The following is a 15031-nucleotide window of genomic DNA, read 5'->3' on the forward strand; positions in this document are numbered from 1 at the left end:
AAAACAACAAAGCGATGCCTGTCATGAAGCCCCTTATTCTTGTGCTGAACGGCCCTAACCTGAACATGCTGGGCACCCGCGAGCCTACCCAGTATGGTCGCGAAACCCTCGCCGACCTCGCCCAGGGCTGCGCCGACAGCGCCCACAACCTGGGCCTGGATATCGAATTTCGCCAGACCAACCACGAGGGCGAACTGATCGACTGGATCCACGCGGCCCGTGGCCGCTGCGCCGGTATCCTGATCAACCCCGGCGCCTGGACCCACACCTCGGTGGCCATCCGCGACGCCCTGGTTGCCAGTGAACTGCCGGTCATCGAGGTGCACCTGTCGAACGTGCACAAACGCGAACCCTTCCGCCACCTGTCGTTCGTCTCGTCGATTGCCGTTGGCGTGATCTGCGGCCTAGGCAGCCATGGCTACCGCCTGGCCCTGAGCCATTTCGCAGACATGCTGCGGGAGCAGGCAGCATGAGCAAACAAGCCATCCTCGCCGGCCTGATCGGCCGTGGCATCCAGCTGTCACGCACCCCGGCGCTGCACGAGCACGAAGGCGACGCTCAGGCGCTGCGCTACCTCTATCGCCTGATCGATGCCGATCAGTTGCAGTTGGACGACAGCGCCCTGCCCGGCCTGCTCGATGCCGCACAGCACACCGGGTTCACCGGGCTCAACATCACCTACCCGTTCAAGCAGGCGATTCTGCCGCTGCTCGACGACCTGTCGGATGAAGCGCGCGGGATCGGCGCGGTGAACACCGTGGTGCTCAAGGACGGCAAGCGGGTTGGCCACAATACCGACTGCCTGGGTTTTGCCGAAGGCATGCGCCGCGGCTTGCCAGATGTGGCACGCCGGCAGGTGGTGCAGATGGGAGCTGGTGGCGCCGGTTCAGCGGTGGCCCATGCCCTGTTGGGTGGCGGCGTGGAACAGCTGGTGCTGTTCGAGGTGGACACTGCGCGGGCGCAAGCACTGGTCGACAACCTCAACGCGCACTTCGGCGAAGGCCGAGCAGTGGTCGGTACAGACTTGAGCGCGGCAGTGGCCGAGGCAGACGGGTTGGTCAATACCACGCCAGTGGGCATGGCCAAGCTGCCGGGGACGCCGTTGCCGGTGGCGCTGCTGCACGCACGTTTATGGGTGGCGGAGATCATCTACTTCCCGCTGGAAACCGAACTGTTGCGGGCAGCGCGAGCGCTGGGCTGCCGTACGCTGGACGGCAGCAACATGGCGGTGTTCCAGGCGGTCAAGGCGTTCGAACTGTTCAGCGGGCGCGAGGCCGATGCGGGGCGGATGCAGGCCCACTTTGCCAGTTTTAGCTGAACCGGCATCGGCACTTTCGCGGGTTTGCCCCGCGAAAGTGCCGGCACAGGCCGATCAAGCCTTTTCATCCAGCAATGCCTGTATCACCTGTTCCTGCGCGCCATAGTCCCCCTCGCCAAAATGCACATGGCGTACCTGCCCTTTGCGGTCGACAAAATAATGCGCCGGCCAGAACTGGTTGCCCCATGCATTCCACACCTGATGGTCGTTGTCCACTGCCACGGGGTAAGCGATCCCCAGCATGGCCACCTTGTCGCGCAAGGTTGCAACATCATGCTCGTAATCGTATTCAGGCGTATGCACGCCCACCACGACCAGGCCCTGGTCGGCGTAGCGCCGTGCCCAGTCATTCACATGCGGCAGGCTGCGCTGGCAGTTGATGCAGTCCCAGGTCCAGAAGTCCACCAGCACCACCTTGCCTTTGAGTGCCGGCGCATCCAGTGGCGGGGAGTTCAGCCACTGGCTGGCGCCCACCAGCGAAGGCATGGCGCCGTAACTGTCGCCTGCATTCAGGTAACCGGCCAGGCCCAGGCTTGTCAGCGCCAGCGCCAGGCCGCCCACCTTCAGCGCCAGGCGCCGATCAATTCTCATGGCAGCCGCCGGTGGCGTAGGAGCGGTATTCCACGCTCTGCTGCTGCCCTTTGGAGTCGAGATAGTCCATGCGGGTGTTGACCAGGCCGCAGGTGTTGCTTTGATCATCCTGCACCGACAAGACTTTCTTCACATCCAGGTGATCACCGTAACGGTACTGCATGACACTGGCATCGTTCATCGGCGCCATGGCGGCCTGGGCGGTCAAGGCGCCGAAGCTGAGCACGGCAAGCAGGCTGGCGCTGGCAATGGATTTGAGGTTCATGGCAACTCTCCTGTGGAACGCTGGGGGTGGGGAGGATTGCTCCCCGGTCGAGAGCCATTACACGTCCGCCAGGTATCCCGTATGTGTCACCTGAGCCTGTGATCTGCTTCCTCCTGTATCTGTACCCGCAGCAGATACACTGCAATACAAAGCCCCGCAGGCAAGCCCGATAACGCTCGGTACACTGCGCCCACACCCTTCCACACAGGTACGCTGCGCATGGAACACGTCGATCACATCCTGATCGTCGACGACGACCGCGAGATCCGCGAACTGGTCGGCAACTACCTGAAGAAGAACGGCCTGCGCACCAGCATCGTCGCCGATGGCCGGCAGATGCGCGCCTTTCTCGAAGCCAACAGCGTAGACCTGATCGTCCTCGACATCATGATGCCCGGCGACGATGGCTTGTTGCTGTGCCGTGAACTGCGCGCCAGCAAGCACCGCAACACGCCGGTGCTGATGCTGACTGCGCGCAACGATGAAACCGACCGCATCATCGGCCTGGAGATGGGCGCCGACGACTACCTGACCAAACCGTTCTCCGCACGCGAACTGCTGGCCCGCATCAATGCCGTGCTGCGCCGCACGCGCATGCTGCCGCCCAACCTGACCATCAGTGAAAGCAGCCGCCTGCTTGCCTTCGGCCCGTGGCGCCTGGACACCACCGCACGCCACCTGCTCGACAGCGAAGATACCCTGGTGGCCCTGAGCGGCGCCGAGTATCGGCTGTTGCGGGTATTCCTCGACCACCCGCAGCGGGTACTCAGCCGCGAACAACTGCTCAACCTGACCCAGGGCCGCGAGGCGGACATCTTCGACCGCTCCATAGACCTGCTGGTCAGCCGCCTGCGCCAGCGCCTGGGGGACGACGCCCGCGAACCTGCCTGCATCAAGACCGTGCGCAGCGAGGGCTATGTGTTCTCACTGCCGGTGCAACTGCTCGAGTCGCCCTCATGAAATGGCCACGTACCCTGGCCTCGCGCCTGGCGCTGATCTTCTTCACGGGCCTGGTGCTGGCCTATGGGCTTTCGTTCGGCCTGCAAGCCTATGAACGCTACATCAGCAGCCGTTCGATGATGCTCAGCAACCTGGAGCAGGACGTCGCCACGTCGGTGGCCATCCTCGACCGCCTGCCCGCAGCCGAACGCGCTGCCTGGCTGCCACGCCTGGAACGGCGCACCTACCGCTACCACCTTGACCAGGGCCTGCAAGGCCAGGCGATGCCGACCAGCGACCCGCCCATGGCCGCCGAGTCGATCGTCAAGGCCATCGGCGACGACTATCGCCTTACGTTCCAGGAGATCCCTGGCCCGAATGCGCACTTTCAGGTGCACTTGACCCTGGCCGACGGCGCACCCCTGACCCTCGACGTCACCCCGGCAAGCGTACCGGTGGCCCGCTGGCTGCCTGTGGTGCTGCTGATCCAGCTGGCCTTGCTGTTGCTGTGCACCTGGCTGGCAGTGCGCCTGGCCATCGGCCCGCTCACCCGCCTGTCGCAGGCGGTGGACAACCTCGACCCGGACAAGCCCGGTGTACAACTGGACGAAAGCGGCCCACGCGAAGTGAAGTACGCCGCCGTCGCCTTCAATGCCTTGCAAGCGCGCATCGCGGCCTACCTCAAGGAGCGCATGCAGCTGCTGGCAGCGATTTCCCACGACCTGCAAACCCCCATCACCCGCATGAAGCTGCGCGTCGAAGTGATGGACGAGGGGGTCGAGAAAGACAAGCTGTGGCATGACCTGAGTGCCATGGAGCACCTGGTACGCGAAGGTGTGGCGTATGCCCGCAGCATGGACATCAACACCGAGGCCCCGTGCCGGATCAACCTCGGCGCGTTCCTCGACAGCCTGGTGTTCGATTACCAGGACAGCGGCGCCCAGGTCGAACGCCACGGCAACGCCGATGGCCTGTTGGAAACCCGCCCGCATGCACTGCGCAGGGTGCTGGTCAACCTGGTGGACAATGCCCTCAAGTTCGCTGGCAAAGCACAACTGGAGATCAGCCGTGAACAGGGCTGCACCCGAATTCGGGTACTCGATGACGGCCCCGGTATCCCGGACGATGAGCTCAATGAGGTGCTCAAGCCCTTTTACCGGGTAGAAAGCTCGCGCAACCGCAGTACCGGGGGCACAGGGCTGGGGTTGGCGATTGCTCAGCAATTGACCCAGGCCATGGGCGGGCGCTTGACCCTGAGCAATCGCCAAGGCGGCGGACTGTGTGCAGAAATCGAGCTGCGGTGAGTTCGGGCCCTACTCGTGGCTTACACAACCGATAGCTACAGTCCGATACACACTGACGCATCCACCGACACACTGCCGATACGCCACCGCTACACACTCCTGGCCACACAATGGCACACCAGGAGTTACAGCGATGAAACCGCTAAGCATGACGGCAATCACCCACGCGTTCACCCGTATCGACCGTATCGGCAGCTGGAGCGCCGACCTGCCCCTGCGGCTGTTTCTGGCCTGGGAGTTCTTCGAGTCTGGCTGGGAGAAATTCACCGGCTACAACTGGTTCGGTCACCTGCAGTCGAACTTGCCGTTTCCCTTCAGCGCACTGCCGGCAGAACTGAACTGGCAACTCTCGATGTGGGCCGAATTAGTGCTGCCTGTGCTTCTGCTGCTTGGCCTGGGTACGCGGCTGGCCTCGGCCGGGCTCATGGTCGTTACTGTGGTGGCCATCGCGGCGGTGCACTGGCCGGCACAGTGGTCGGGCCTTGGGGAGCTGGCACAGGGGTATGCGATCACCGACCAGGGCTTTGGCAACTTCAAGTTGCCAGTGATCTACTTGGTGGCATTGCTGCCACTGCTGCTCCAGGGCGCCGGCCGTCTGAGCCTTGACCATTGGCTCCGGGCACGGCTCGCGGCCAGAGGCTGAATAGCAATGAAATGATTATTCAGGATAGGTTGGTAACCCCAACCCTATCCCCTGCCTGCCTCAGCCTGCCCCGACAACCGTACCGATAACAACCCCTTGCGCGCGCAAGCTTTCCAGCAGTGCCAAGCCCTGCCCCTGGTCCGCTGCCAGTGCTTGCAGGCGCTCCCGCCCCGTGCCCCCCACCTCGGCCAGCAAGCGATAGGCCATGGGCGCCAGACGGGCGAAGCGCACCTGCAACCCGACATCTCGGTAGACCAGCAGCAACGTGGGCGCCTCAGGCGCCGCCTGCGGCTGATAGCCAGGGCCGATATGCTCGACAGGCCAACGGTAAGCCAACACCCTGGCCATGCACGACAGCAGCGGCTCGCCCTGCAGCAGGTCCCCCTGCGGATCATGCGCCGGGTCCTGGGCATCGCTCAGGTACAGCTGGGCTTCGACCCACTCGTAGTGGGCGAGCTCCAGCTGCCACGGAGCATCGAGCTCGACACCCTGGAGGTAGTCGATGAACGTCTCGGCGATTTCGGTGAACAAAGGTGTCTGGCTGCGGTAGTTGGCATAAAAATCACGCACCCGGGCATGCCAGTGCGGCTCGCCCAGGGTTTGCCGCATCACCGGGAAGCTGCCGGCCAACAGACCCTCGATGGTGTCATAGAACAGTTCACGGTAAACCTTCAAGCGGCGCGCTTCGATGCCAGGCGGTGGGGCATGCCGGGCCGGATCGCGCAAATGCCGCGCCAGTGTGTACTGCTGTTCACGCAACACTTCGCGCATGCGCCACCTCCTGCTGCACAGCACGCATGCGGGCGAGCTCGTCGAGCAGTTCGACCAATGGCGGGTAATTGAAGTCACGCTCAAGCACCGTCGGCTTGGCACCGAAACACTTGCAGGCCATCGCGAACAACGACCACACATCTTCTTTTACCGGTGCTCCGTGGGTATCGACCTTGAGGTCGGGGGCCTCATCGTAGTGACCCGCCACATGCATGCCGATGACCCTCGCCTGTGGCAACCCCTGAAGGAACGCCTGCGCATCGTAAGCATGGTTGCACGCGTTGACGAACACGTTGTTGACGTCCAGCAGCAGGTCGCAATCAGCCTCGTCGAGCACCGCACGGATGAAATCCAACTCGCTCATCGCCTGGTAAGGCGCTGCGTAGTAGCTGATGTTTTCCACGGCGATGCGCCGCTGCAGGTGGTCCTGGGCCTGTCGGATCCTGGCGGCAACGTGATGTACCGCCTCTTCGGTGAAAGGCATCGGCAACAGGTCATAAAGGTGGCCGTCATCGCTGCAGTAACTCAAGTGTTCGCTGTACAGGCGTACCTGGTAGCGATCGAGGAAGTCACGGGTCTGGTCCAGAAAGCTTCGATCAAGCGGCAGGCTGCCGCCAAGGGACAGGGACAGGCCATGGCAGGCCAGGGCAAAGCGTTCGGTCAGTTGCGCCAAGCCTCGGCCATAGGCACCGCCGACAGCGATCCAGTTTTCCGGCGCACATTCGAGAAAGTCCACTGCGCCCTCTTCAAGGGTCAACAACTCGGGCATCAGGCCACGGCGCAGGCCAAGGCCTGTAAACAAGCGAGAGGTAGTCATCGATAAGTCTCCGCAACATGCACAACGCCCCACCTGACCAGCAGGCGGGGCGTTGTGGCATTTCAAAGATTGAAGTCAGGACTTACCGGTCACCTTGGCATCACCCGCCTTGCCAGCGGCGCCACATTTACCTTCACCGCATTTACCTTCGCCCTCGCTGGCCTTCTTGTCGCCACCGCATTTGCCTTCACCTTGGCTGGCCTTGTTGCTGCCCCCGCACTTGCCTTCGCCACATTTGCCCTCGCCGGCAACCTTAGCCGAAGCCAGTTGATAACCCTGGGACAGGGGCTCGAGAGCGAACGCGCTGCTGCCAAAGGCCATGCTGCCGAGCAGTGCGGCGCCGAGCAGGCCGAGGGTGTTCCGTGCATGAGTCATGGTGTTGCTCCAGTGTGGTTGGGGTGTGGAGCCATTAGGCCGCGTGGGTGTGTCGGGGATGTATCGCCGATGTCCGAATTTTGTACAGAAATGGGTCTGCAGCCGTGCAGGATACAGTGCGATACAGAGCGCCCGCCCCTGCGGCCAGGGAGCGGGCGAAGGCGATCAGTCCTCCAGCGGTTTGGGCGGTGCAGCTGGCTTGGCCGGCTTGACCGGTTTGGCCGGTTTGCTGTCCTTGCCCTTGGCTTCAGGCGCTGCCGCGACAGGCTCCGGCGCCGTCACGGCCTTCTCGCTCGCCGGCAGTTCATCGACCGCCTTGAGGATGGCCTGCGGGTCGATCGGCTCGCCGGTCGCGTCATCCTTGAGCATGTGCCGTTCACCGTCCTTGCCCACCAGGATCACCTTGGTACCCGCGCTCGCGCCGAGCTTGAGCTCGCGGATCAGGGCCATGGTGGTCTGCTGCTCGAGGTTCTTGTCCTCGCGCTTGCCCACCATTTTGGCCACGCTGTACAGCACCAGGCTGCGCTCCTTGAAGGCCGCCTGAATGGCAGGGTCTTCCAGTGCTTTATTCAACCCGCGCAGTGTCGGGTCGGCTGTACTGGGGGCGATGATCACCAAAGGCCGTGCCTTGCCCAACTCCTTGGCCAAAGGCGCGTCGCTGTCTGCGGCGAACAGTGGGCTGGTGACGGCGAGCAAGGTGGCGAGGGTCAGTGACCGAACGAGCATACACATCTCCTTAATATCTCGATAAACCAATGACTGCAGATCACGGAGAAAAATCCGACCTGGAGCCTAAACCACTTCAAACACCCGGTGTGTCAGGGAAAAGTAACGGGCAATTTCCAGCCATGCGTCAGAACAGGATGACGGCCTTTACCGAACACGCCGCCCTGTCACTGAGCATAGTCCAAAGCCGCTGCAGACACGGCTGTGCCCTGCCAGTCGGGGCCATTACACATCGATACCCGCATCCGTGGGCCCGGCTTCGAGTGCCGCCAGCGTCATGTCGAGCATCAGCCCCCGCCGTGCTGCGCGCTGTTCGCCAAGTATGGCATCGGACTGTGCCTGTCTGGTCCCGTCGGTCAGCGCCTCATCATCGAGTACGCTGTCGAGCCGGCGCCGGAACGGCCTGTCGACTTGCGCGAAACGTTCCGGGTGAGTGCGTTCCAGGTGCGCCTGCCAGAAGGTTCGGTCCACCAGCGAACGGGCGACCTGCTCTTGCGTCTCGGCCTCAAGCACTTGCGCTTCGACCCGTGCAAGGTGCGCCTCAGTCACCCCTGCCAGTGGCCGAAAACTCATGTCTCCCACTTGAATGGGCAAGCCCAGACGATCACGCAATCCAAGGCGATAGGCGAGCCCCACCTCGCTTTCATCCGGGTTGCCACCGCGATCAAGAATGTCGCGCACGGCAAGGCGGTCGACTTCATCCAGACGCCACAAACGCCGACCCAACGCCAGCAAGGCATGCTCCGTATTACCTTGCGCATCCGCACGGGCTTGCCACACCAGCACATTCAACTCAAGGTTGCTGAGGCACCAGGTAGCGCCATCCTGACAACCCCACTCGTCGTTGGCGATGTCCAACAATGCCTGACGCAGAGCTGGCTCCTTGGACATCGCCTGCAGCACAGCCAGTACCCGCTGCGCGAGTGCCTGGGGATTGATGTGAAAATCCGCAGACTGCAGCAACTGCTGCAGCACGCGAAAGAAACGCTCTGCAGGCTCGCCTACATCCACCGCCTCCCATGCAGCGATCAGCAGGCCACGGTGCTGCGGACCGACAGCATCCCCCCAAACCTCCCGGCTACGGACAAACTGTTCTCGCAGCAAGGCCTCGTCCAGCGGCACGAGAGGTGCCATGAACGAAGCCTGCAGACGCACCAGCTCGTCGCCTTCCAGCGGATTGCCGGCCAACCTGGTGCGCCGCCGAACCCCGGGCGGCAGCTGATAGAACCAGTGGGGGATCTGGGTAATGCGGTTTTCACGCATATCCATGAGAACCAGGTTTGAACGGCTGGCCATACCATGGGGAAAATGCGTCAGGCCAGTGTTGCGCAAGTTCAACCAGCGCAGCGTAGTCAACCCACTCAGGGTAAAGGTGCGCCCCAATGGGTTGTGGGACAGGTCGATGTACTCCAAGTTTGTGGCGCTTGCCAAGGTAGCCGCCTGGCTGGTGCTCAACACGATTCGGTTGTTGGTCAGGGTAAGCTGACGCAAGTACGGTAGCTGCAACAAGGGCTGCGGCAATTGAGTCAGGAGGTTCCCGCCCAGGTCCAGCATGCTCAGGCGCGAGAAGGCGAGCAGGAAACTCGCAGGAACGTCTCGAAGTTCCAAGCGCAGCAGGGACAGATCGGAAACATGAGCGAAGCTGACCTGGGCCGGTATTTCCGGCAGCCCTTCAGGGTTCATGTTGTACAAGACCATGCGATAGTTGTGGTCGGTGTTGAGGTGGGCTTGCCCGGCGTCGGTGGTGCGCTGCCAACAATCGATCAGCGTGTCGCGCAAGCAGGCCCGGTCCTCCCTGGTTTCACCTACGGCCTCCCTAACCCATGCGTCCAGGCTGTTGCGCAGCGCCCTGTACTCTGTGCGCAGCGCGGCCAGTACCGCATCCAGCTGTCGACCCGAGCGCCGCACATTGTCGGTCCATGCCGCCACCTGCTCATCACTGAACGACGGAAACAGGTCACGCACCGCCGCCCCCAGCGCCCGCTCGGGCCGTCCAGGGCCACCCGAGTTGCTGCCGCCCAAGGGGTAGCCCAAACGGCCATCAGCCAATCGCTGCGGTGGCCGGAAAAAGCCCAGGCGCGGTACACCCAGCAGGCCTTCGACTTCAGCGTGCCGTCGCATGGCCTCACGCGCCAGCGTGACCCTCAGGTTATGGGCGAAAGGCTCGTTCACCTGCATGGCCGCGCGCTGATGCGGTGCATAGGCAGCAGTCATCACCTCGAACAACTCACCGGCCTGACCGTGCGGTACGCCTTGCGAATCGAGCAATTGGAAGGCGCCACGCTGGTGCAAGAGATCGAAACCGTGGGTGCCCTCCTCAACCGATGACAGCAGTGGCCCACCGCGCTGGCCTTCGAAAAGACGCCAGCGTACACCTTGGCCAGCGCCAGGCAGGTACTTGAGCAACCCCAGTACCACTCGTGCCAGGTCGGCGTTCTGTGGGGTATCCAGGGTCAACGCTTCAAGCACTCGAACCCTGCGGATGTCCGAGACACTGCGCCTGGCCGCTTCGGCCAGGTTCAATGGCACGCGACCGCTTTGCATCAACCGCCGCCGATCATCCCCGTTGGCTGCCGCCAGCAGCGCTCGTGCGGCACGCGAATGCAGCCCCGGAAACACCTTGCGCAGCAAGACAGAACCGGGCGTGTCGCGGGGCTGCACGGCCTCATACAACTGCCCCAGCAAGTGCCTGCGCTGGGCCCATGCCAGTTCGGCCAACGCCTGGTCTGACGCACCGGAGGCACCTTGCAGGCGCCGGGCATGCTGGAGCACGGCGAAATCCTCAACCTGCTCACCCGCGCGCAAATGGCTGACCACCTGGCGGATCCGCCAGTCAAGCCTGGAGCGCTCGGCGCTGTCGAGCATCCCAGGCTCCGGCGCACGCCCGTAAATATGCAGCGCCCGCAGGTGATCGGCGTTGAGTTCATGAAAGCCCAGCACCTGGTCGATCTGCTCGTCACTCATGCTGTCCAGCGGTGCGCCAAGACGGCGGAACATGCGGTAGGTGTCGTCCCATTGCGCGGGCTGCTCGGTCCATACCCGCCAGGCGCCAGCGCCGTTGTGGCGTAGCGCAGGCCCGTTGCCACCGCGTGGGCGAAGTTGCCATTGGCCATCGCCAGCCGGCTCGACCACAGGGTAGTGATGCCCGTCCATTTCGACCCAGGCCTGGCCACCGTAGCGCCGAATACCCAAGGCGTCCTGGGCCGCCGCACTGCTCGGCGCGATGCTGCGATACGCTGCCAGGTCCTGCTGCCAGAGCTTGGTGCTACCGTCTTCAAGCCGCGCAGGCACCATCGCATCGACCACCGCCGAACGTGCCCACAGCCGCTTGGTCAGCGAGACGCCCGCCGCCGTGGCCGCGACAATTGCAAGGTCGGTGGCGACGTGGGTCAGGTGATCAAGTGCCTGTTGGGTGTCACCGTCATGCAGGGCCTCGATAGCGTGGTAGACCTCGCCCAGCAACTCCCATACGGTCACCGCGAGCATGACCAGCCCCAAGCCCGGTACAAAGAACGACGCCAGGTTGAGCAGCGCCCACCCTTCTGCGGCCAGCCGTTCGTCATGGGCACGCTGAAGCTCGCGATCAAGCCGAGCCACCAGCACCGCGATCATCGCTGCGTCCTCCTTGATCTGGCGGATGCGCGCCTGCGCCAGGCTGTTGAACAGCGGTGACGGATACGCCTGCAAATACGGTTTAAGGTCAAAACTGGCCCAGTCTGGAAGGTCGTCAAAAGCCGGCACTACCCTGGCGAAAAATGCCTGGCTGTCGCGCCTGAGCACGAAACGGCTGAAGAACCGTTGATACGTCTTGAGGCGCAGGCGATGGCCCAGCGCGCGGTTAAGGTCATCGAGGCTGTCGAATGCACTCCAGGCCGCCACCGGGTCACCCGGCACATGCATCAACAACCGCCGAGTAGTGTTGAACAGGGGCCCTTGATCGATCACTTCGAGCACCACGACCTGCTCAATGGCGCACCCGAGCAGCCTCAGTTGCCTGGCCACCACCAGGTCACCTGCCAGGCGCAACAGCTTGCCCTCAAGGCACATGCTCACCAACAGTTTCAGGTCGCTGGCATCGAGCACCTCTTCTTGCCTGGCCTTGTACCCGTCCACCAACATGGCATAGCGGATTGCATCGACCAGCAGCGACTCGATGCGTTTTGGGTTCTCGTCGGGCTTGAGGATGGCATCCAGATGACGCTGATAGCCCTCGCCCAGGTCCAGCTCGCGGCACAATGCGGCAAAGGCGATGGCGGTGGGGAGGTTGTGGGTGCCTGCACGCGGTACCAGCAGCCGGTTGCCGACAGGCTGGCCGCCCGTGCTGGCCTGTTCGGCAGTGAAGTTACGCAGTACCACCTCGAGCAATGGTTTTTCTTCGTACACCACCTCGGTGAGGTGGGCCCCAACGGGTTGAGCGTTGATTACCGGCTCACGGCGCCCTTCGAGAAACGTCAGCCGGCGTGGATTGCCCGTGACGCCATAGCGCTCGGTGAGCGCGTTCTGCAGCGCTGATTCGACGAAATGATCGATCCCGTCGATGCGCGCCAGCAGCGCGCCCACTTGCTGACGGCACTCAAGGCTCTTGGCCAGTGCGCGACTGATCTCGGGCAGCTGCTCAACCGGCGCCTGGCGCAGCCAGCGGGGCAAGCGCTGGCCGATGATGTCATCCTGAAACGCCTCGCTGTCGCGCTGCAGCGTGTCCAGATGCGGCAAGCCTGACTCAACATCATTGCCCACGGTAGTGCCCATGCTCAAAGCCTCCTGTTCAGTGAAGAGGCCAGCCTAGGCAGAAGAGGTTGGTCGAGGCGTTAGATAGCTAATGCCCGCACTTAGAACAACGCTAACTGGCTGCCCGTCAACGCCGCGAAATCATCACCGACAAAGGGCAGGATGGCATCGGCCACCGGCTGCAGTTGGCGGCTCAGGTAGTGCTCGTAGTCGATGGGCGCCTGCAGGTTCTCCAAGGGTTCAGGGCCGGCAGTGGTGATCAGGTAGCTGATCCAGCCACCGTTCTGGTACTGCCGTGGACGGCCGAGGCGGCTGTTGTACGCGTCGGCCAGGCGCGCCGCACGCACGTGCGGCGGTACGTTTCGCTGGTAGTCGGCCAGCGGGCGGCGCAAGCGCTTGCGGTAGACCATCAGCTCATCCAGTTCACCGGCCAGGGTCTGTTGCACGTACTGGCGCACGTAGTCGCGGTACGGTTGGCCGCGGAAGATACGCCCGTACAGCGCCTGCTGGAACTCCCGCGCCAGCGGCGACCAGTCGGTGCGCACCGACTCCAGGCCCTTGTACACCATCTGTTCACTGCCGTCGGCGCGCTGTACCAGGCCGGCGTAACGCTTTTTGCTGCCCTCTTCGGTGCCGCGAATGGTGGGCATCAGGAAGCGTCGGTAATGGGTTTCGAACTGCAACTCCAGGGCGCTGTCCAGCCCCATCGAATCGTGCAGGTGCTGGCGCCACCACAGGTTCACTTCTGCCACCAACTCACGGCCGATGCGCGCGGCGGCGTCTTCGTCATGGGCGCCCTTGAGCCAGACGAAGGTGGAGTCGGTATCGCCGTAGATCACATCAAAACCACGCGCTTCGATCAATTCACGGGTCTGGCGCATGATCTGGTGGCCGCGCAGGGTGATCGACGACGCCAGGCGCGGGTCAAAGAAGCGGCAGCCGCTGGAACCCAGTACACCGTAGAAGGCATTCATGATGATTTTCAGTGCCTGCGACAGCGGCGCGTTACCCGCGCGCTTGGCCGCCTCCCTGCCCTGCCACACACGCTCGACGATGGCTGGCAGGCAGTGCCGGCTACGGGAGAAGCGAGCGCCGCGAAAGCCGGCCACCGAGTGCTGGTCATCGGGCTGGCGCAGGCCTTCGGCCAGGCCGACCGGGTCGATCAGAAAGGTGCGGATGATCGAGGGGTACAGGCTTTTGTAGTCCAGCACCAGCACCGAATCGTAGAGACCAGGGCGTGAGTCCATCACGAAGCCACCGGGGCTGGCCTCGTCGGGGCGGCTGCCGAGGTTGGGCGCGACAAAGCCCAGGCGGTGCATCTGAGGCATGTACAAATGGCAGAACGCCGCCACCGAGCCACCGCTTCGGTCCACGGCCAACCCCGTGACGCTGGCACGCTCAAGCAGGAATTCGAGTAGGCGGGTATGGGCGAAGATGCGCGTGACCAGTTCGCAGTCCTTGAGGTTGTAGCGTGCCAGCGACGGTTTGTCCTCGGCGAACATGCGGTTGATTTCGTCCATGCGCTGATAAGGCGTGCTGATGGCCTTGCCCTCGCCCAGCAGCGTTTGCGCCACGTTTTCCAGGCTGAACGAAGGGAAGCTCCAGGTGGCCGAACGCAAGGCTTCGATACCGTCGATCAGCAGCCGCCCGGGGGCATCGGCGAATACGTGACCACCGCTGGCGTGAGCGCGCAGGGTCATGGGCGCGCCGTTGCGCCCCAGGGCCAAAGGCACCTGCAATTGCTTGGCGTGTTCGTGCAACAGGCGCAGGTCGAACTGCACCAGGTTCCAGCCGATGATCGCATCCGGATCGTGCCGGGCCATCCATTGGTTGAGGCACGCGAGCAGCGCGGCAGGGTCGTCGCAGTAATGCAGGTCGAAGTCCACGGCGCTGCTGTCGCCGTTTGCCGGGCCAAGCATGTACACCTGGCGCTGGCCGCAGCCTTCGAGGGCAATACTGTAGAGCTCACCGCGCTGGCTGGTTTCGATATCCAGCGACACCAGGCGCAGTGGCGGGCGATAGTCCGGCAGGGGCTTGAGCTGGGCATCGCAGAGCACGCCGTGGCCGTCGGGTTGGCCGGTAAACTGCACGGGGGCGGTAATGAAGCGCTCCATGAGATAGCGCTCGGGTGGGCGGATGTCCGCCTCGTACACCTCAACGCCGGCGTTGCGAAGGCGTTGCTCCACCTGCATCAACTGGCGATGCTGGCGGCAGTAAAGGCCCAGCACCGGGCGCTGATCGAAGTCACGCAGTTGCAAGGGTTTGAGCTCGACGCCCGGCTCGTTGGCCAGCAGCACGCGAGCATGCTCGGCTTGCGCCTGGGGGAGGAACGCCACCGACACCTGCGGCGCCAGGCGCAATTGCCGCGGCCCCTGGTCGGTAGCCAGCCAGAACTCCACGCACGTGCCTTCGGGTGTGTCATGCCAATGCCGGGTCAGGACAAAGCCCTGCTGCAAATCCACCGCGTCGACCTCTGGTTGTCTGTTGTGCCTGAAGTGACGATTCTACCCTTTGCAGGGCAGCCTGTGGCTTTGCATGTCTTGCCGGGGCAACT

Annotated in this window: 12 protein-coding genes and 1 pseudogene; 5 read left to right on the plus strand and 8 right to left on the minus strand. The window is 63.4% G+C overall.

Translation table 11 applies throughout. The features are described from left to right. The first annotated feature begins 23 nt into the window (after positions 1-23). Positions 24-473, plus strand: a complete 450-nt coding sequence (aroQ, locus tag PC358_RS08940) for a type II 3-dehydroquinate dehydratase (RefSeq protein ID WP_033698972.1) — start codon at positions 24-26, stop codon at positions 471-473. After that, entirely contained in the window at positions 470-1318 is an 849-nt protein-coding gene (locus PC358_RS08945) for a shikimate dehydrogenase (protein ID WP_033698974.1), read from the plus strand. The genes aroQ and PC358_RS08945 overlap by 4 nt, the downstream gene beginning before the upstream one ends. A gap of 54 nt (positions 1319-1372) precedes the next feature. Here PC358_RS08945 and PC358_RS08950 read toward each other — a convergent pair whose 3' ends face one another. Further along, positions 1373-1909, minus strand: coding sequence for a thioredoxin family protein (locus PC358_RS08950; protein ID WP_033698975.1), 537 nt, complete (start codon positions 1907-1909; stop codon positions 1373-1375). Next, positions 1899-2174, minus strand: a complete 276-nt coding sequence (locus tag PC358_RS08955; protein WP_033698976.1) for a DUF2790 domain-containing protein — start codon at positions 2172-2174, stop codon at positions 1899-1901. Before PC358_RS08955 ends, PC358_RS08950 begins: the two co-directional genes overlap by 11 nt. Before the next feature lie 219 nt (positions 2175-2393). Between PC358_RS08955 and PC358_RS08960 the strand changes: the two genes are divergently transcribed. The 3 genes from PC358_RS08960 to PC358_RS08970 all read left to right on the plus strand — a co-directional run bounded on the left by PC358_RS08960 (position 2394) and on the right by PC358_RS08970 (position 5060). Further along, positions 2394-3134: a response regulator gene (locus tag PC358_RS08960; protein ID WP_033698977.1), complete on the plus strand. Its 741-nt coding sequence runs from the start codon at positions 2394-2396 to the stop codon at positions 3132-3134. After that, positions 3131-4417, plus strand: coding sequence for a sensor histidine kinase (locus tag PC358_RS08965; RefSeq protein ID WP_033698978.1), 1287 nt, complete (start codon positions 3131-3133; stop codon positions 4415-4417). Before PC358_RS08960 ends, PC358_RS08965 begins: the two co-directional genes overlap by 4 nt. Positions 4418-4565: 148 nt before the next feature. Continuing rightward, the gene (locus PC358_RS08970) at positions 4566-5060 is read left to right on the plus strand and encodes an HvfX family Cu-binding RiPP maturation protein (RefSeq protein WP_033700153.1); all 495 of its coding nucleotides are present in this window, start codon (positions 4566-4568) and stop codon (positions 5058-5060) included. Positions 5061-5120: 60 nt separating this feature from the next. On the opposite strand, the gene PC358_RS08975 is transcribed toward PC358_RS08970, so the two are convergent. The 6 genes and pseudogenes from PC358_RS08975 to PC358_RS09000 form a co-directional block, all read right to left on the minus strand. Beyond that, positions 5121-5831: an HvfC family RiPP maturation protein gene (locus tag PC358_RS08975; RefSeq protein WP_033698980.1), complete on the minus strand. Its 711-nt coding sequence runs from the start codon at positions 5829-5831 to the stop codon at positions 5121-5123. Next, on the minus strand, positions 5812-6648 hold the full coding sequence (locus PC358_RS08980; protein ID WP_033698983.1) for an HvfB family MNIO-type RiPP peptide maturase: 837 nt from the start codon (positions 6646-6648) through the stop codon (positions 5812-5814). Before PC358_RS08980 ends, PC358_RS08975 begins: the two co-directional genes overlap by 20 nt. Positions 6649-6753: 105 nt before the next feature. Continuing rightward, positions 6754-7023 (minus strand): annotated as a pseudogene (locus PC358_RS08985) (HvfA family oxazolone/thioamide-modified RiPP metallophore); the annotation flags it as partial. A 165-nt stretch (positions 7024-7188) separates the two neighbouring features. After that, positions 7189-7749 (minus strand): DUF4174 domain-containing protein, encoded by a 561-nt coding sequence (locus PC358_RS08990; RefSeq protein ID WP_033698985.1) that lies wholly within the window; start codon positions 7747-7749, stop codon positions 7189-7191. 225 nt (positions 7750-7974) lie between these two features. Next, positions 7975-12498: an NEL-type E3 ubiquitin ligase domain-containing protein gene (locus PC358_RS08995; RefSeq protein WP_033698987.1), complete on the minus strand. Its 4524-nt coding sequence runs from the start codon at positions 12496-12498 to the stop codon at positions 7975-7977. 80 nt (positions 12499-12578) lie between these two features. Next, positions 12579-14939 (minus strand): DNA polymerase II, encoded by a 2361-nt coding sequence (locus PC358_RS09000; protein WP_033698989.1) that lies wholly within the window; start codon positions 14937-14939, stop codon positions 12579-12581. Positions 14940-15031: the final 92 nt, after the last annotated feature.

This window comes from Pseudomonas capeferrum, from assembly GCF_000731675.1.
GTDB lineage: Bacteria > Pseudomonadota > Gammaproteobacteria > Pseudomonadales > Pseudomonadaceae > Aquipseudomonas > Aquipseudomonas capeferrum.

Coding starts and splice junctions, on each gene's coding strand:
- aroQ (WP_033698972.1), top strand. CDS start 24: ATGAAGCCCCTTATTCTTGTGCTGAACGGCCCTAACCTGAACATGCTG.
- PC358_RS08945 (WP_033698974.1), top strand. CDS start 470: ATGAGCAAACAAGCCATCCTCGCCGGCCTGATCGGCCGTGGCATCCAG.
- PC358_RS08950 (WP_033698975.1), bottom strand. CDS start 1,909: ATGAGAATTGATCGGCGCCTGGCGCTGAAGGTGGGCGGCCTGGCGCTG.
- PC358_RS08955 (WP_033698976.1), bottom strand. CDS start 2,174: ATGAACCTCAAATCCATTGCCAGCGCCAGCCTGCTTGCCGTGCTCAGC.
- PC358_RS08960 (WP_033698977.1), top strand. CDS start 2,394: ATGGAACACGTCGATCACATCCTGATCGTCGACGACGACCGCGAGATC.
- PC358_RS08965 (WP_033698978.1), top strand. CDS start 3,131: ATGAAATGGCCACGTACCCTGGCCTCGCGCCTGGCGCTGATCTTCTTC.
- PC358_RS08970 (WP_033700153.1), top strand. CDS start 4,566: ATGACGGCAATCACCCACGCGTTCACCCGTATCGACCGTATCGGCAGC.
- PC358_RS08975 (WP_033698980.1), bottom strand. CDS start 5,831: ATGCGCGAAGTGTTGCGTGAACAGCAGTACACACTGGCGCGGCATTTG.
- PC358_RS08980 (WP_033698983.1), bottom strand. CDS start 6,648: ATGACTACCTCTCGCTTGTTTACAGGCCTTGGCCTGCGCCGTGGCCTG.
- PC358_RS08990 (WP_033698985.1), bottom strand. CDS start 7,749: ATGCTCGTTCGGTCACTGACCCTCGCCACCTTGCTCGCCGTCACCAGC.
- PC358_RS08995 (WP_033698987.1), bottom strand. CDS start 12,498: ATGGGCACTACCGTGGGCAATGATGTTGAGTCAGGCTTGCCGCATCTG.